This window comes from Saccharothrix hoggarensis (genome assembly GCF_052936025.1).
The window spans coordinates 7,154,592-7,170,194 of sequence record NZ_CP193624.1 but is presented as its reverse complement, the minus strand read 5'-3'; the positions used below and the strand labels follow the sequence as shown (position 1 = coordinate 7,170,194).

Genomic DNA, 15,603 nt, shown 5'->3' with positions numbered 1-15,603 from the left:
AGCCAACACGGCAGAAACTCACCCGAACGAGCTAGCGACCGCCCTCCGATCCACCTTGCCCGGACCGCGTTGTGGCAGCTCCGGCACGAAGACGAGCCGCTTCGGCATGGCGAACCGGCCCACCGCCTCGCCGACCGCCGCGCACAGCCCGGCCGCGTCCGGCGGGGCCGCGGGGTCGTCCGGCACCACCGCGGCGGCCACCACCTGACCCCACTCGGGGTCGGGCAGCCCCACGACGCACGCCTCCCGCACGCCCGCCTGCGCGGTGAGCACCCGTTCGACCCGGTCCGGCGCCACGTTCTCGCCGCCGCTGATGATCACGTCGTCGGCGCGCCCCAGGACCTCGAGCGTGCCGTCCGCCCGCACCCGTCCGAGGTCGCCGGTGCGGAACCACTCGCCGAACCGCTCGCCGCCCTGGTAGCCGAGGGCCAGCACCGGCCCGCCGACCTCGATCCGGCCGTCGACCAGCCGGACGCGCACGCCGTCGAGCGGGCGCCCGTCGTAGACGCACCCGCCGGACGTCTCGCTCATGCCGTACGTGGTGACGACCCGGACGCCCAGCTCCCGCGACCGCTCCAGCAGGGCGGGCGGGGTGGCGGCGCCGCCGATCAGGACGGCGTCGAACTCGCGCGCCGCGGCCAGGCCCGGTCCCTCGGTGGCGACGAGCCGGGCGAGCTGCGTGGGCACGAGCGCCGTGTAGTGGCGGCCCGGCGTGGCCAGCAGGGGCCGCGCGGCGGCGGCGAACCCGGAGGCGCGGAAACCCGTGGCGAGGTCCACGACGCCGGGTTCGGCGCCCGCCACGACCGAGCGGACGAGCACCTGGATGCCCGCGATGTGCGTGGTCGGCAGGGCCAGCAGCCACGTGCCGGGGCCACCGAGGCGGGCGTGGGTCAGCTCGGCCGAGGACGTCAGCGCGTCGGCGGTGAGCAGGACGGTCTTGGGCTCGCCGGTGGACCCCGACGTGCCGACCGCCAGCACGGCGTCGGTCTCCCAGCCCCGCGGCGGCGGGGGCGGCACGTCGGTCGGCTGCGCCACCAGGACGTCGGAGGCGTGGCCGGTCAGGGCGTCGCGGAGTCGCTCGAAGGTGATCATGGGCGGTCAGTAGTGGTAGGGGTAGTCGGACCAGTCCGGCGGGCGCTTCTCCAGGAACGCGTCCCGGCCCTCCACCGCCTCGTCGGTCATGTAGGCGAGGCGGGTGGTCTCGCCGGCGAAGAGCTGCTGGCCGACCAGGCCGTCGTCGATCAGGTTGAACGCGTACTTGAGCATGCGCTGGGCGGTCGGCGACTTGCCGTTGATCTCCTTCGCCCACTCCAGCGCCGTCGACTCCAGCTCGGCGTGCGGCACCACGGCGTTCACCGCGCCCATCCCGTGCATGTCGTCGGCGCTGTACGTGCGGCCGAGGAAGAAGATCTCGCGGGCGAACTTCTGGCCCACCTGCCGCGCCAGGTACGCCGAGCCGTAGCCGCCGTCGAAGCTGCCGACGTCCGCGTCGGTCTGCTTGAACCTCGCGTGCTCCGCGCTCGCGAGCGTGAGGTCGCACACCACGTGCAGGCTGTGCCCGCCGCCGGCCGCCCAGCCGGGCACGACCGCGATGACGACCTTCGGCATGAACCGGATCAGCCGCTGGCACTCCAGGATGTGCAGCCGGCCCGCGCGGGCGGGGTCGACGGTGTCCGCCGTCTCGCCGGACGCGTACTGGTAGCCGCTGCGGCCCCGGATGCGCTGGTCGCCGCCCGAGCAGAACGCCCAGCCGCCGTCCTTGGGCGACGGGCCGTTGCCGGTGAGCAGGACGCACCCGACGTCCGAGCTCATCCGGGCGTGGTCCAGCGCGCGGTACAGCTCGTCGACCGTGTGCGGCCGGAACGCGTTGCGGACCTCGGGCCGGTTGAACGCGATGCGCACCGTGCCCTGGTCGACCGCGCGGTGGTAGGTGATGTCGGTGAAGTCGAACCCCTCGACCCGCTTCCAGCGGGTGGGGTCGAACAGCTCGGAAACGCCCTGATCTGCCACGCGGCGACAATAGGCCCGAGGCGCCGACCACGGCGGCGGCGGCTCGCCGGGTCGGTGCCCGATGTGACGAGCCTGAGCGACAATGAGCGGGTGAACCCGTCCACCGCGCAGGCCAGGGTGCTCGTCGACGAGCTGATCCGCAACGACGTCCGGCACGTCGTGCTGAGCCCCGGGTCGCGCAACGCCCCGCTGTCCTTCGCGCTGCACGAGGCGGCCGCGGCGGGACGCCTCACGCTGCACGTCCGCGTGGACGAGCGCACGGCCGGGTTCCTGGCCCTCGGCCTGGCCCGCGGCGGCGGCCACGTCACCGCCGTGACCTGCACGTCCGGCACGGCCGTCGCGAACCTGCACCCGGCGATGATGGAGGCCCGGCACGCCCGCGTCCCGGTCATCGCCCTCACCGCGGACCGGCCGGTCGAGCTGTACCGCACGGGCGCCAGCCAGACCGTCGACCAGCAGCGCGTGTTCGGCCTGGACACCCTCCAGTTCCCCATCGCGGAACGCCGGGACGGACAGAACGGCCTGTGGCGCTCGCTGGTGTGCCGCGCCGTCGCCACGGCCGAGGCCGAGGGACCGGTGCACGTCAACGTCCCGTTCCGGGAGCCCCTGGTGCCCGACCGGGACGCCGACTGGCCGGAAGCCCTCGACGGCCGCCCGTTCGACATGCCGTGGACGCGCGCCGCGCCGCGCACCACCACCTCGCTGCACCCCGCCGACCACCTGGGCCCGCGCACGCTCGTCGTCGTCGGCGACACGGGCCACCGCCCCGCCGACCAGGACGTCGCCGAGCTCGCCGAACGCGCCGGCTGGCCGGTGGTCGCCGAGCCGACCGGGCACGGCCTGCGCCACGGCACCCTCCTGCTCAACGCGGGCGACCTCCCCGAACACCTGACGCCGCAGGCCGTCGTCGTGGTGGGCCGGGCGACCCTCTCGCGCGGCGTGCTGAAGCTCATCGCCCGGACCCCGGTCGTGCACGTGCTGTCCGACGACCTCGACTGGCCGGACCCGCGGTTCGCCGCCACGCACGCGTCGACCGGCCTGGTCCTCGGCGAGCACGAGGTGGACCACGACTGGCTCACCGCCTGGCAGCACGCGGACAAGGCCGTCGCCGACGTGGTGGACGACCTGCTGGCCCGCGAGCCGTGGCCGACCGGCCCGCACGTCGCCCGCGACGTCGTCGCCGCCCTCCCGCCGGGCGCGAACCTCTACCTCGGCTCGTCCAACCCGGTCCGCGACGTCGACCTGGTCGCCGAGCCGCGCCGCGACGTCACCACGTTCGCGAACCGGGGGGTGGCGGGCATCGACGGCAGCGTCTCCACCGCCGCGGGCATCGCGCTCACCCGCGGCCCGACGTACGCGCTGATCGGCGACCTGACGTTCCTGCACGACGCGAACGGCCTGCTCATCGGCCCGCACGAACCGCGACCGGACCTCACCATCGTCGTCCTCAACGACGACGGCGGCGGCATCTTCGCGTTGCTGGAGCAGGGCGCGCCGGAGCACGGGCACGCGTTCGAGCGGGTCTTCGGCACGCCCCACGGCGTCGACCTGGCCGCGTTGTGCGCGGCGCACCACGTGCGGCACACCGAAGCCCGGACACCGGAGGAGTTGCGTCGCGCGCTCGGCCGCCCGGACGGCGTGAGCGTGGTGGAAATCCGGGCGGAACGGCATGAATTGCGCGATTTGCACACCCGGTTGAAAGCGGCTGTGTCAACCGCGTCCCATTAGCGGAAATCCTACCGACGGGGGTACAGCCGGATGGGGTGTCGGACTAGCTTTCCGGCATGTCCCTGAGAGCGAAGCTGACCCTCGGTACCGCCGCCGCGGCGTCCCTGCTCCTGCTGGCCGGCACGGCGACGGCGGCCCAACCGGGAGCACCGGGCATCGGCGACCCGTACTACCCGAACGCGGGCAACGGCGGCTACGAGGTCTCCCACTACGACATCAGGCTCAACTACCAGCCGGCGAGCGACAACCTCTCCGGGACGACGACGATCCTGGCCAAGGCCACCGAGGACCTGACCCGGTTCAACCTGGACTTCCTGCTGAAGGTCGGCTCGGTCCGGGTCAACAACAAGGTCGCCGGGTTCACGCAGGACGGCGGCGAGCTCGTCGTCGACCCGCGCGCCACGCTGCGCCGCGGCTCCCACGTGACCATCGTCGTCACCTACTCCGACGTGCCCTCCACCCACGCCGTGGACGGCTACACGTCGTGGAAGCGGACCCCGGACGGCGCGCTGGCGATCGACCAGCCGGACATCGCGCCGTGGTGGTTCCCGAGCAACAACCACCCGACCGACAAGGCCACGTTCGACGTGTCGGTGGCCGTGCCGACCGGCGTCGAGGTGATCTCCAACGGCACGTTCGCCGGCACCGCCCAGCAGATCAACGGCTGGACCCGCTGGCGCTACCGCAGCCTCCAGCCGCAGGCGACGTACCTGGCGTTCGTGGCGATCGGGCAGTTCGAGATCCGCCAGTCGACCGCGCCGAACGGCCAGCCGGTGCTGAACGCCTACTCGGAGCGGCTGGGCGCGGACTACAGCGCGTCGGTCGCGAGCATCGAGCGCACGCCCGAGGTGACGGAGTACCTGGAGGGCCACTTCGGGACGTACCCGTTCGAGGCGCAGGGCGGCGTGGCGACGCCGGGCATCGGCTTCGCGCTGGAGAACCAGACCCGCTCGACCTACGACGCCGCGTTCTTCCGCCGCGGCGCGAACACCTACGTCGTGGCGCACGAGGTGGCGCACCAGTGGTTCGGCGACTCGGTGTCCGTGCAGGGCTGGAAGGACATCTGGCTGAACGAGGGCTTCGCGAGCTACGCGGAGTGGCTGTGGTCGGAGCACGTCGGCGAGGGCACGGTCCAGGAGAACTCGGACTACGTCTACGACCTGTACCCGGCGGACAGCCCGTTCTGGCAGGTCCTGCCCGGTGACCCGGGCGCGCCGAACCAGTTCCACAGCGCCGTCTACGACCGCGGTGCGATGACCGTGCACGCGCTGCGCGCCGCGATCGGCGAGGAGGCGTTCTTCGAGCTGCTGCGGAAGTGGCCGACGGAGAACCGCAACGGCAACGTGTCGACCGAGGAGTTCATCGCGTTCGCGGAGCAGCTGTCGGGCAAGCAGCTCGACGAGCTGTTCCAGACCTGGCTGTTCACGCCGGGCAAGCCGGCCGTCGCGCCGGGCGCGGAGGGCTCGTTCTCGGCACGCGCCGCCACGCCGGAGCCGAAGGCGTTCAAGAAGATCCAGGAGACGCGCGAGCTGCTCGCGGGTCACCACCACTAGGCACGACCGCGCGCGGGGCCGTCCTCACACCGGGGGCGGCCCCGCGCCGCTGTCCACGGGCAGGCGTCCACCGGTCGTGACGGGGTCACATGCCTTCGAGGGCTTCCCGGAACGGCAGCATCTTGGCGTGCGCCTCGCGCACCTCGGAGTCCGGGTCGGACTCGGCCACCAGCCCGCAGCCGGCGAACAGGCGGGCCGTGCGGCCGTCCACCTGCGCGCACCGCAACGCGATGCCCAGCTCGCCGTCGCCGTTGCCGTCGATCCAGCCGACCGGGCCGGAGTAGCGGCCCCGGTCCATGCCCTCCAGCTCCTCGATGACCGCGATGGCGTCGAGGCGGGGCGTGCCGCCGACCGCGGCCGTGGGGTGCAGCGCCGCGCCCAGCGCGAGCAGCGACGGCGTGCCGCTCAGCTCGCCGATCACGTCGCTGGACAGGTGCGAGACGTTCGGCAGGCGCAGCACCGACGGGCCGTCGACCGACATGGTCGCGCAGAACGGTCGCAAGGTCTCCACCAGCGACGTCACCGCGTACTCGTGCTCGTCGCGGTTCTTGCCGGACGACAGCAGCGCGGCGGCCAGCTCGTCGTCGGACATGCCGTCGTGCGGCCACGTCGTGCCCGCGAGCACGCGGGAGTCGACGACGGACCCGCTGCGCCGCAGCAGCAGCTCGGGGGTCGCGCCGATCAGGCCGTCCACGGCGTACACCCAGCACTCGGGGTACCGCCGGGCCAGGCCCTCCAGCACGAACCGGTGGTCGATGCCGACGTCGGCGACGGCGAGCAGGTCGTGCGCGAGGACCACCTTGTCCAGCTCGCCGGCCCGCATCCGGTCGACGGCGGTGCGCACGGCCTCGCGGTAGCCCGTGACGGACACCTGCCCATCGGCGTACTTCACCTCGGACGGCCGGCGGATCGGCTGCACGCGGCGCGCGCCGCTGCCGCCGATGGTGGTCAGCCACGTGCGCCCGTTCCGGCGGCCCACCACGACCTCCGGCACGACCAGCACCGAGTGGCCGGGGCGGTCCGAGAACGCCATGCTGACGAACGCGACCGGGCCCGTGCCCGGCACGCCCACCTCGTCGTCCACGTCGAGGTCGTCGGTGAAGTCGCGCCACCAGCGGTCGGCGTCGGCGAACCGGTCCGGCCCCGACACCTCGAAGCGGGCCGCCTCACCCCACCCGACCAGGCCCGATCCGTCCCTGACCCAGCTCAGCGCGCCGGTCGGTGCGGGCAGCCTGCCCAGCAGGTCGTCGCCCGCGACGCGCCTGGTGTGCACGCGCAGCCGCTGTCGGGTCCGCGAGGCAGGAGCTGAGGTCACCCGTCGAGGGTATGGACTCATCGCTGAGATCCGGAGCGGAGGCCGCCCTAGACTCCTCAGTTGTGGTGGACGACGCAGTGCGGACGGGTGCCCGCCCGAGGGTTCGGCTCCTGCTCAGCCGGTCGTTGCCGGTGCTCGGCGCGGTCGTGACGCTGATCGGGGTGATCCTGCTCGCGGCGTGCTGGCGCGACGACCTGATGATCGAGAAGCGGCTGGGCAAGGCGACCGCCGAGGTGGTGTCCGTCTCGTTCCAGCGCACGGTGGTGCGCTTCGCGACCGCGGACGGCGCGGTGCACAGCCCGCAGCAGGGCGTGCTGTACCCGGAAGGGCTGGAGCCCGGCCAGCTGGTGCGCATCGAGTACGACACGGCCGACCCGGAGGTGGCGCGGGTGGCCGGTCGGACGGCCGTGCTGGCGCTGCTGCCGATCGGCACGTTCCTGCTCGCCGTGTGGGCGGTGCTGTTGCCGCTGGTCTGGTGGCTGCGCCGACGGTTGTGAGCCCGCCCGCCACCGGTGCGAGCCCGTCCGGCCACCGGTTGTGACAGTTCTCCTCAAAATCGGCCTTCAGGTGTAACATCGGGTGCATGGACCTGGAGGAACGGTTCGAGCGCACCGTCGCGTCCGAGCAGCGCGTCGAGCCGCGGGACTGGATGCCCGACGGCTACCGCAGGACGTTGATCCGGCAGATCGCGCAGCACGCGCACTCCGAGATCATCGGCATGCAGCCGGAGGGCAACTGGATCAGCCGCGCGCCGTCGCTGCGCCGCAAGGCGATCCTGCTGGCGAAGGTCCAGGACGAGGCCGGGCACGGCCTGTACCTGTACTCCGCCGCCGAGACGCTGGGCGCCGACCGCGGCGACCTGACCGGGAAGCTGATCGCGGGCAAGCAGAAGTACTCCTCGATCTTCAACTACCCGACCCTGTCCTACGCCGACGTCGGCGTGATCGGCTGGCTCGTGGACGGCGCCGCGATCTGCAACCAGGTGCCGCTGTGCCGCACGTCCTACGGGCCGTACGCGCGGGCGATGATCCGCATCTGCAAGGAGGAGTCCTTCCACCAGCGGCAGGGCTACGAGCTGCTGATGACGATGATGGCCGGCACCGACGCCCAGCGCGCGATGGTGCAGGAGTCCGTGAACCGCTGGTGGTGGCCGTCGCTGATGATGTTCGGCCCGCCGGACGCCGAGTCGTCCAACACCGAGCAGTCCATGAAGTGGCGCATCAAGCGCAACACCAACGACGAGCTGCGGCAGAAGTTCGTCGACATGACCGTGCCGCAGGCGGAGAAGCTGGGCGTGACGCTGCCCGACCCGGAGCTGAGGTGGAACGCCGAGCGCGGCCACCACGACTTCGGCCGGCCCGACTGGGACGAGTTCTGGCAGGTCGTCGGCGGCAACGGGCCGACGAACGCGCAGCGCGTCGCGCACCGGCGCAAGGCGCACGAGGACGGCGAGTGGGTCCGCGCCGCCGCCGAGGCGCACGCCGCGAAGCGCGCGGCCCAGGGGCAGGAAGGTGCGGCATGAGCTCGTCGTGGCCGTTGTGGGAAGTGTTCGTGCGCGGCAAGCGCGGGTTGAACCACGTGCACGTCGGGTCGCTGCACGCGCCGGACGCCGAGATGGCCGTCCGCAACGCGCGTGACGTGTACACCCGGCGCAACGAGGGCGTGTCGATCTGGGTGGTGCCCGCGGCCGCGATCACCGCGTCGTCGCCGGACGAGAAGGACCCGTTCTTCGAGCCGAGCGGCGACAAGGTGTACCGGCACCCCACGTTCTACGAGATCCCCGAGGACGTGCCGCACCTATGAGCTTCGACAACGCGTACGAGTCCCTGATCGACCACGAGGACACGCACTGGGCGTTCGGCACCGGGTTCTCGGAGGCGCTGGCCGGCGTCGACCGCGACGTGCCCGACGTGGACCGCGCCGACCTCGCCGCGTACTGCCTGATGCTCGGCGACGACGCGCTGGTCCTGTCCCAGCGGCTGGCCGAGTGGTGCTCCCGCGCGCCCGAGCTCGAAGAGGACGTCGCGCTGGCCAACATCGCGCTCGACCTGCTCGGCCAGGCCCGGCTGCTGCTGACCAGGGCGGGCGAGGTCGAGGGCGCGGGCCGGGACGAGGACGCGCTGGCGTACCTGCGCGACGAGCGCGACTTCCGCAACGTGCACCTGGCGGAGATCGAGTGCGGGCCGTTCGCCGGCGGCGACTTCGCCACCACGATGGCGCGCCTGCTGGTCTTCTCGTCGTGGAAGGTCGCCCAGTTCTCGCGGCTGCGGACGAGCGCGGACCCCGTGCTGGCGGCCGTCGCGGCCAAGGGCCTGAAGGAACTGGCCTACCACCGCGACCACGCGGCGCAGTGGGTCGTGCGGCTCGGCGACGGGACCGAGGAGTCCCACCGGCGGATGCGCGCCGGGCTGGAGCGGGTGTGGCCGTTCCTCGACGAGCTGTTCGCCACGCACCCCGTCGAGTCGCGGCTGCCCGGCGTGGCCGTGACGTCCGCCGAGCTGCGATCCGAGGTGGACGACGTGCTGGACGCCGTGCTGTCGGCGGCGGGCCTGCCGCGGCCGGCCGACGTGCCCGCGGCGCGCGTCAACGGGCTGGCCGGGCGCGACGGCGTGCACACCGAGGCGTTCGGCTACCTGCTGGCCGAGATGCAGCACCTGCACCGGTCGCTGCCGGGGGCGAAGTGGTAGCCGGGACGGGCACCGCGTTCGAGGTCGCGGCGAGCGTCCGCGACCCGGAGCTGCCCGTGCTGACGCTGGCCGACCTCGGCGTGCTGCGCGACGTCACCGAGGAGGACGGGCGGGTGTCGGTGACGATCACGCCCACCTACTCGGGGTGCCCCGCGCTGGACGAGATGGGCGCCGACCTGCGGCGTTCGCTGCTGCGGGCCGGGTTCACGTCGGTCGACGTGCGGCTGTCGCTGTCACCCGCGTGGACCACGGACTGGATCACCGAGGACGGCCGCCGCAAGCTGCGGGAGGCGGGCATCGCGCCGCCGTCCCGGCTCGGCCCGCGCCCGGCCGGCCCCGTGCCGCTGAACCTGACCCCGCCGTCGCGGCGGGTGGCGTGCCCGCGCTGCGGGTCGCACCGCACGTCCGAGGTGTCCCGGTTCGGGTCCACGGCGTGCAAGGCGCTGCGCCGGTGCGCGGACTGCGCCGAGCCGTTCGAGCACGTGAAGGAGATCTGATGGCGCGGCCGGTGTTCCACAAGCTGACCGTCGCGTCGGTCGAGCAGCTGTGCTCGGACGCCGTCGCGGTGACGTTCGACGTGCCGCCGGCGCTGGCCGCGGAGTTCGCCTTCAAGCCCGGCCAGTACCTGACCCTGCGCAACGGCGACGAGCGCCGGTCGTACTCGATCTGCGCGCCCGAGGGCGGCCCGCTGCGGATCGGCGTGCGGAAGGTCGACGGCGGGCTGTTCTCGTCCCTGCTGGTGGACCGGGTGCAGCGCGGCGACGTGCTCGAAGTCCTGCCGCCCCTGGGCAACTTCACGCCGTCCGGCGGGGCGCACCACGGGCTGGTCGTCGCCGGGTCCGGCATCACGCCGGCGCTGTCGATCGCCGCGTCCGTGCTGGCGTCCGGGGCGCGCGTGACGCTGCTCTACGGCAACCGGCGCGCGGACACGGTGATGTTCGCCGAGGAGCTGGCGGACCTGAAGGACCGGTACCCGGCGCGGTTCCAGCTCGTGCACGTGCTGTCGCGCGAGCCGCGTGACGTCGAGCTGTTCACCGGCCGGCTGGACGCGGACAAGCTGCGGGCGCTGTTCGCCTCGGTCGTGCCGTGGGCCGACGTCGACCAGTGGTGGCTGTGCGGGCCGTACGGGATGGTGCGCGACGCGAAGGCCGTGCTGGAGGGCCTGGGCGTGCCCGCGACGTCCGTGCACCACGAGCTGTTCTACGTGGACGAGCCGCCGCCCCCGCCGCGCCGTGCGGCCGAGTCGTCCACCGCGTCCGCGACCGCCACCGTGATCCTCGACGGCCGGACCACCGTCGTGCCGCTGCCGGCGGACGTGCCGATCCTCGACGCGGCGCAGCGGGTGCGGGCCGACCTGCCGTTCGCGTGCAAGGGCGGGGTCTGCGGGACGTGCCGGGCGCTGGTCGTGTCCGGCGAGGTGGAGATGCGGCGCAACTACGCGCTGGAGCCGCGCGAGGTCGAGGCCGGGTTCGTGCTGACGTGCCAGTCCTTGGCGGCGAGTTCCGCGGTAACCGTCGATTTCGACGCCTGATCTGGCACATTGTGCACATGGGACGGGCGGCGCTGTTGGGCTTCCTCATCGGCACGGTGCTGATGACGGTCCTGATCGCGGCCGGCGTGTCGACGTCGGACCCCGACCCGCGCGGCGTCGCCGAGCTGTTCGGCGTCTTCATCGCGTCCACCATCTTCGGCGTGGTCATGGGCGGGCTGCCCGGCACGCTCGTCGGCCTCGTCGTCGGCGCCGTCCGCCGCCGCGGCCGGCCGGGCCTGCCCCCGCCACCCCACCTGTCCCACCCGCTGCCCCCGCCTCCGCCCCGCGCGAACGACCGCTGGTCGGCGATGGTGGGCCGGTGCGAGCTGTCCGTGCAGCGGGTCCGCGCGGCCGTGACCACCGTGCCCCCGTCCCCGGCGCGGGACTGGCTGGAGCGGATCGCGGCGCAGTTCGACGGCGAGCTGCCGGGCGTCCGCCGGATAGCCGACCTGGGCCGCGCCCTGGCCGCCGACCAGAACCACCCGGTGGCCCACCGCCTGGCCGCCGCGGTCCGCGACTTCACCGCCTTCGAGGACGAGGTGGGCCGGGTGGCCCTCCAAGTCCTGGACCGCCCGACCCTCGACGCGGTCCGCACGCACCTGGAAGTGCTGGAACAGCAACTACCCCACCTGGGCGCCGTGTAAGCCGAACGCAGCAGCGCGTTGGTCCTTTGGGATCATCTCGCCATGTGGCACGCATTCCTGGACGAGTCCCGCCGTGGTTCCACGTACCTCGTCGCGGTGGTGGTCGTTCACGGACGTGACTGCAACGAGGCTCGTGCGGCGATGCGTCGGCTGACCAAGCCGGGGCAGCGACGGGTCCACTTCAACGACGAGAGCGACCGCCGTCGCCGTGAACTCCTCGCCCGGATCGCGGATATCGGCCTGCGGAGCCGCGTCTGGCACTGCCGTGAAGGCCACGACGTGGCGGCGCGACAGGTGTGCCTCAGCGCGGTTGTGCCGAAGATGATCGACCTGGGCGTGTCCCGGTTGGTGCTGGAGAGCTGCCAGCACCAGGACGCCAAGGACCGCAAGACGCTGGCGGAAGCCGTGCGCAAGGCGGGCGGACGGTTGAGCTACGAGCACTTCCGGCCGACCGAGGACGCGCTGCTGTGGGTGAGCGACGCGGTGGCGTGGTGCTACGGCGCGGGTGGCGAGTGGCGGCGACGCGTCGGCGTGCTCCTCGACGACGTCACGGATGTGAACCGGTCCTAGACAGCGCGAAACCCGGCAACCGGTCGTCCGGCCGGTGAACCGGGTCCACTTCCAAGCCCTACTGGGCCTGGCGGGACCGACTTTACTAGAGGTTGATCGTGTGCGGCAAACGGACCAATGAGCTCATGCCCGCGGGGCCGGGCGGGCGCACGTCCTCCGAACAGCGCGAAGCCCGGCAACCCACCGTCCGGAGGGTGAACCGGGCTCACTTCCGACGCCTACGGGCCTCGGCGGACGGCAGCATGTTGTGCCGTCGCCGAGTCGGGCAAACGGACTAGCGCGCCGTCGACGCCTGCCACCAGCCCAGCACTTCCTCCGCCACCTCCGGCATCGCCACCAGCAGGCCGTCCACCGGCAACGGGTCGTCCTCGCCCCTCCGGTCCAGGACGGCGGCGCCCGACTCGACCGCCAGCGCCACCGCGCCGGCCACGTCCCACTCGTGGTAGCTGTGGAGGACGGCCGCGGCGGCGTGGCCGAGGGCCACCTGGGCCACGGCGAGGGCCTTGGAGCCCAGGACGCGGACGCCGGTGCCGGTGGTCGCCGCGCGGGAGATGAACTCGCCCATGCCGGGCCACGGGCCGGTCCGCGTCATCTCCGTGCACACGATCGAGCTGATCGCCTGCCCGCCGAGCTTCACCGGCGTGCCGTTCGCCCGCATCCCGCGCCCCCGCGCGGCGGCGTAGATCTGGGCCCGGTACGGGTCCGCGACGACGCCCACGACCGGCCCCCAGCGGTCGACCAGGGCCAGGCTGTACGCGCACCACGGCACGCCGGCCACGTAGTTCGCCGTGCCGTCGACCGGGTCGACGACCCACCGGAACTCGACGTCGCCGGCGACGTCCTCGTCCACGTTCTCGCAGAACACGGGGATGTCGGGGAACTCGGCGGTGAGCACGCGCCGGGTGTGCCGCTCCAGCGTCCGGTCCGTGTCGGTGACCCAGTCGAACGGCGACGCCTCGTCATCGGACCGGGCGCCCCGCCCCGCGGTCGCCATGATGACGTCGGACGCGTCGTTGGCGAGTCGGCCCGCTATCTCCAGCGCGATCGACACCAGGCCGGGATCGACGGGCTGCGCGGGTCGGGACGACAAGACGGTCATGCCGCCCTAGTGTCACCGCACCGAGTGACCGCGACACGTACACGAGGTGAAGCCACGGCCAACGTCAACGGCGACGCGAGGAGTTGGCCGGCCGTTCGCCGACCTGTCACGCCGCCGTGTCCTTGGCACCGCAAGGTGATCGGCGTGCGCGTAGCGATCGTCACCGAGAGCTTCCTGCCCCAGGTCAACGGGGTCACCAACTCCGTCGTCCGCGTCCTGGAGCACCTCCGGGCGCACGGTCACCAGGCGCTGGTCGTGGCCCCCGGCGCGGGCGCCGACGACCACTTCGGCACCCCGGTGGTCCGGGTGCCCGCCGTGGACCTGCCGCGGTTCAGCTCGCTGCCGGTGGGCGTGCCGACGCGCAGGGTGCTGACCGCGCTGGCCGACTTCCGCCCGGACGTGGTGCACCTGGCCAGCCCGTTCGTGATGGGCGCGCGGGGACTGTCGGCGGCACGGCGGCTGGGCGTCCCGACGGTCGCGGTCTACCAGACGGACGTCGCCGGGTTCGCCGGCCACTTCGGCCTGGGCCTCACCGCCCGCGCCGCCTGGCGGTGGACGCGCCGGCTGCACGCCCAGGCGGACCGCACGCTGGCGCCGTCGAGCTGGGCCGTGGCGGCGTTGGAGGAGCACGGCGTGCCGCGCGTGCACCGGTGGGGGCGCGGGGTGGATGTCGACCTGTTCCACCCGCGCCGACGGGACGACGCGTTGCGCGCCGAACTCGCGCCGGGCGGCGAGCTGCTCGTCGGGTACGTGGGCCGGCTGTCGCCGGAGAAGCGGGTGGACCGGCTGGCCGCGCTGAGGGACCTGCCGGGCGTGCGGCTGGTGCTGGTCGGCGAGGGGCCGGAGGAGGCGCAGCTGCGCCGCGACCTGCCGGGCGCGGCGTTCCTCGGGTTCAAGACCGGCACGGACCTCGCCACCGCCTACGCGAGCCTCGACGTGTTCGTCCACACCGGCCCGCACGAGACGTTCTGCCAGGCCGTGCAGGAGGCGTTGGCCAGCGGCGTGCCGGTGGTCGCGCCGGACGCGGGCGGCCCGCGCGACCTGGTGCAGCCCAACACCGGCTACCTGTTCGGCGACGACGAGCAGCTGCGCCGGGCGGTGGTCGAGCTGGCCGACCCGCTGCGCCGCCGCCAGTACGGCCAGGCGGCCCGGCGCTGGGTGCGCGGCCGCACGTGGTCGGCGGTGTGCGACGAACTCCTCGGCCACTACGCGGCCGTCCTCGACGTGCCGTTGCGCCGTGCCGCATGAGACCGGGCAGGCATGAGACCGGGCAGGCATGAGACCGGGCTGGCATGAGGACCGGGCGAGCACCAGGGGACCGGCAGGCATGAGGATCGGGCGCGCATGAGGATCGTCCAGCTGGCCAACTTCTACGGCCCGCGCTCCGGTGGCCTGCGCACGGCGCTGCACCACCTCGGCGGCGGGTACGCGGCGCACGGGCACGAGGTGACGCTGGTCGTCCCCGGCCCCGCGCACGCCGACGAGGCGCTGGCGCCCGGCGTCCGCCGCATTACCTTGCCCGCCCCGCGCATCCCCGGCACCGGCGGCTACCGCGCGGTGGACCCGTGGCGCGTCCGGACGCTCCTCGACCGCCTGGAGCCCGACCGGCTGGAGGTGTCGGACCGGCTCACGCTGCGCGGCATGGGCCGGTGGGCGGCGGCACGCGGGGTGCCGAGCGTGGTCATCTCGCACGAGCGGCTGGACCGGCTGCTGGAGCAGTTCCTGCTGCCGAAGGCGTTCGCGCGGCGGGGCGCGGACTGGGCGAACGCCCGGATGGCCGCCTCCTACGACACGGTGGTGTGCACGACGGAGTTCGCGCGGGAGGAGTTCGACCGGATCGGCGCGCGCAACGTCGCCCGCGTGCCGCTGGGGGTGGATCTGCGGACGTTCACCCCGGCCCGGCACGACCGCTCGCTCAGGGCGGACCTGGCGCGGGGCGCGGACGCGCTGCTCGTGCACTGCGGCCGGCTCTCGCCGGAGAAGCACGTCGAGCGCAGCGTGGACACGGCGGCGGCGCTGCACGCGGCGGGGCACAACGTGCGGCTGGTCATCGCGGGGGACGGGCCGCGGCGCGAGGCGCTGGAACGGCGGGCCGCCGGGCTGCCGGTGACGTTCCTCGGGTTCGTCGGCCGGCGGACCGAGGTCGCGGACCTGCTCGCCACGGCGGACGTGTCGCTCGCGCCCGGCCCGCACGAGACGTTCGGCCTGGCGGCCTTGGAAGCGCTCGCCTCCGGCACGCCGGTGGTCGTCTCGGCGTCGTCGGCGCTGAAGGAGATCGTCCGGCCGGGGTGCGGCGCCGCCGTGGCGGACCACGCGCCGGCGTTCGCGGGCGCCGTGAGCGCCTTGCTGGACGACCCGGAGCCGGCCCGCCGCTCGGCCGCCCGCGCGCGGGCCGAGGAGTACCCGTGGCAGGCCGCCGTGGACGGCATGCTGGCCGCCCTGAAGGTCTCCTAGGCAGGTCAGGCA

General features: G+C 73.5%; 16 protein-coding genes. 12 read left to right on the top strand and 4 right to left on the bottom strand.

Annotated elements, in window-relative coordinates; translation table 11 throughout:
* Nucleotides 1-18: 18 nt before the first annotated feature.
* Nucleotides 19-1,092 carry an o-succinylbenzoate--CoA ligase gene (gene menE, locus ACRAKH_RS32600; protein WP_380721340.1) on the bottom strand — a complete coding sequence of 358 codons (1,074 nt, stop codon included), beginning with the start codon at nucleotides 1,090-1,092 and terminating at the stop codon, nucleotides 19-21.
* A 6-nt stretch (nucleotides 1,093-1,098) separates the two neighbouring features.
* Entirely contained in the window at nucleotides 1,099-2,010 is a 912-nt protein-coding gene (locus ACRAKH_RS32595) for a 1,4-dihydroxy-2-naphthoyl-CoA synthase (protein ID WP_380721343.1), read from the bottom strand.
* 90 nt (nucleotides 2,011-2,100) lie between these two features.
* Between ACRAKH_RS32595 and menD the strand changes: the two genes are divergently transcribed.
* Both menD and ACRAKH_RS32585 read left to right on the top strand, forming a co-directional pair.
* On the top strand, nucleotides 2,101-3,738 hold the full coding sequence (menD, locus tag ACRAKH_RS32590) for a 2-succinyl-5-enolpyruvyl-6-hydroxy-3-cyclohexene-1-carboxylic-acid synthase (protein WP_380721346.1): 1,638 nt from the start codon (nucleotides 2,101-2,103) through the stop codon (nucleotides 3,736-3,738).
* A 56-nt stretch (nucleotides 3,739-3,794) separates the two neighbouring features.
* Nucleotides 3,795-5,291, top strand: coding sequence for a M1 family metallopeptidase (locus tag ACRAKH_RS32585; RefSeq protein WP_380721349.1), 1,497 nt, complete (start codon nucleotides 3,795-3,797; stop codon nucleotides 5,289-5,291).
* Between the two features lie 85 nt (nucleotides 5,292-5,376).
* On the opposite strand, the gene ACRAKH_RS32580 is transcribed toward ACRAKH_RS32585, so the two are convergent.
* On the bottom strand, nucleotides 5,377-6,606 hold the full coding sequence (locus ACRAKH_RS32580; RefSeq protein WP_380721352.1) for an isochorismate synthase: 1,230 nt from the start codon (nucleotides 6,604-6,606) through the stop codon (nucleotides 5,377-5,379).
* A gap of 62 nt (nucleotides 6,607-6,668) precedes the next feature.
* On the opposite strand from ACRAKH_RS32580, the gene ACRAKH_RS32575 reads away from it, so the two are divergent.
* The 8 genes from ACRAKH_RS32575 (at nucleotide 6,669) to ACRAKH_RS32540 (ending at nucleotide 12,038) form a co-directional block, all read left to right on the top strand.
* Nucleotides 6,669-7,103 (top strand): DUF3592 domain-containing protein, encoded by a 435-nt coding sequence (locus tag ACRAKH_RS32575; RefSeq protein WP_380721355.1) that lies wholly within the window; start codon nucleotides 6,669-6,671, stop codon nucleotides 7,101-7,103.
* An 86-nt stretch (nucleotides 7,104-7,189) separates the two neighbouring features.
* Nucleotides 7,190-8,128: a 1,2-phenylacetyl-CoA epoxidase subunit PaaA gene (gene paaA / locus ACRAKH_RS32570; protein WP_380721357.1), complete on the top strand. Its 939-nt coding sequence runs from the start codon at nucleotides 7,190-7,192 to the stop codon at nucleotides 8,126-8,128.
* Nucleotides 8,125-8,409, top strand: a complete 285-nt coding sequence (gene paaB, locus ACRAKH_RS32565) for a 1,2-phenylacetyl-CoA epoxidase subunit PaaB (protein WP_106616896.1) — start codon at nucleotides 8,125-8,127, stop codon at nucleotides 8,407-8,409. Before paaA ends, paaB begins: the two co-directional genes overlap by 4 nt.
* Nucleotides 8,406-9,293, top strand: a complete 888-nt coding sequence (gene paaC / locus ACRAKH_RS32560) for a 1,2-phenylacetyl-CoA epoxidase subunit PaaC (RefSeq protein ID WP_380721360.1) — start codon at nucleotides 8,406-8,408, stop codon at nucleotides 9,291-9,293. The genes paaB and paaC overlap by 4 nt, the downstream gene beginning before the upstream one ends.
* Nucleotides 9,287-9,790, top strand: a complete 504-nt coding sequence (gene paaD / locus ACRAKH_RS32555; protein WP_380721363.1) for a 1,2-phenylacetyl-CoA epoxidase subunit PaaD — start codon at nucleotides 9,287-9,289, stop codon at nucleotides 9,788-9,790. Before paaC ends, paaD begins: the two co-directional genes overlap by 7 nt.
* Entirely contained in the window at nucleotides 9,790-10,824 is a 1,035-nt protein-coding gene (gene paaE / locus ACRAKH_RS32550) for a 1,2-phenylacetyl-CoA epoxidase subunit PaaE (protein WP_380721366.1), read from the top strand. Before paaD ends, paaE begins: the two co-directional genes overlap by 1 nt.
* 17 nt (nucleotides 10,825-10,841) lie before the next feature.
* The gene (locus ACRAKH_RS32545) at nucleotides 10,842-11,468 is read left to right on the top strand and encodes a hypothetical protein (RefSeq protein WP_380721369.1); all 627 of its coding nucleotides are present in this window, start codon (nucleotides 10,842-10,844) and stop codon (nucleotides 11,466-11,468) included.
* 42 nt (nucleotides 11,469-11,510) lie between these two features.
* The gene (locus ACRAKH_RS32540; RefSeq protein ID WP_380721372.1) at nucleotides 11,511-12,038 is read left to right on the top strand and encodes a hypothetical protein; all 528 of its coding nucleotides are present in this window, start codon (nucleotides 11,511-11,513) and stop codon (nucleotides 12,036-12,038) included.
* 274 nt (nucleotides 12,039-12,312) lie between these two features.
* Here the strand turns inward: ACRAKH_RS32540 and ACRAKH_RS32535 are convergent, their stop codons facing one another.
* Nucleotides 12,313-13,137 carry an inositol monophosphatase family protein gene (locus tag ACRAKH_RS32535; RefSeq protein WP_380721375.1) on the bottom strand — a complete coding sequence of 275 codons (825 nt, stop codon included), beginning with the start codon at nucleotides 13,135-13,137 and terminating at the stop codon, nucleotides 12,313-12,315.
* Between the two features lie 144 nt (nucleotides 13,138-13,281).
* Here ACRAKH_RS32535 and ACRAKH_RS32530 point away from each other — a divergent pair, with 144 nt between their 5' ends.
* Nucleotides 13,282-14,385 carry a glycosyltransferase family 4 protein gene (locus ACRAKH_RS32530; RefSeq protein WP_380721378.1) on the top strand — a complete coding sequence of 368 codons (1,104 nt, stop codon included), beginning with the start codon at nucleotides 13,282-13,284 and terminating at the stop codon, nucleotides 14,383-14,385.
* A 96-nt stretch (nucleotides 14,386-14,481) separates the two neighbouring features.
* A complete protein-coding gene (locus ACRAKH_RS32525) occupies nucleotides 14,482-15,591 on the top strand; it encodes a glycosyltransferase family 4 protein (protein ID WP_447009500.1) in 1,110 nt (369 codons plus the stop codon).
* The last annotated feature ends 12 nt before the right edge of the window (nucleotides 15,592-15,603 follow it).

Bases quoted from the DNA above. Each gene is read 5' to 3' on its own strand.
- menE (WP_380721340.1), bottom strand. From the start codon at position 1,092: ATGATCACCTTCGAGCGACTCCGCGACGCCCTGACCGGCCACGCCTCC.
- ACRAKH_RS32585 (WP_380721349.1), top strand. From the start codon at position 3,795: ATGTCCCTGAGAGCGAAGCTGACCCTCGGTACCGCCGCCGCGGCGTCC.
- paaA (WP_380721357.1), top strand. From the start codon at position 7,190: ATGGACCTGGAGGAACGGTTCGAGCGCACCGTCGCGTCCGAGCAGCGC.
- paaB (WP_106616896.1), top strand. From the start codon at position 8,125: ATGAGCTCGTCGTGGCCGTTGTGGGAAGTGTTCGTGCGCGGCAAGCGC.
- paaC (WP_380721360.1), top strand. From the start codon at position 8,406: ATGAGCTTCGACAACGCGTACGAGTCCCTGATCGACCACGAGGACACG.
- paaE (WP_380721366.1), top strand. From the start codon at position 9,790: ATGGCGCGGCCGGTGTTCCACAAGCTGACCGTCGCGTCGGTCGAGCAG.
- ACRAKH_RS32545 (WP_380721369.1), top strand. From the start codon at position 10,842: ATGGGACGGGCGGCGCTGTTGGGCTTCCTCATCGGCACGGTGCTGATG.
- ACRAKH_RS32540 (WP_380721372.1), top strand. From the start codon at position 11,511: ATGTGGCACGCATTCCTGGACGAGTCCCGCCGTGGTTCCACGTACCTC.
- ACRAKH_RS32535 (WP_380721375.1), bottom strand. From the start codon at position 13,137: ATGACCGTCTTGTCGTCCCGACCCGCGCAGCCCGTCGATCCCGGCCTG.
- ACRAKH_RS32525 (WP_447009500.1), top strand. From the start codon at position 14,482: ATGAGGATCGTCCAGCTGGCCAACTTCTACGGCCCGCGCTCCGGTGGC.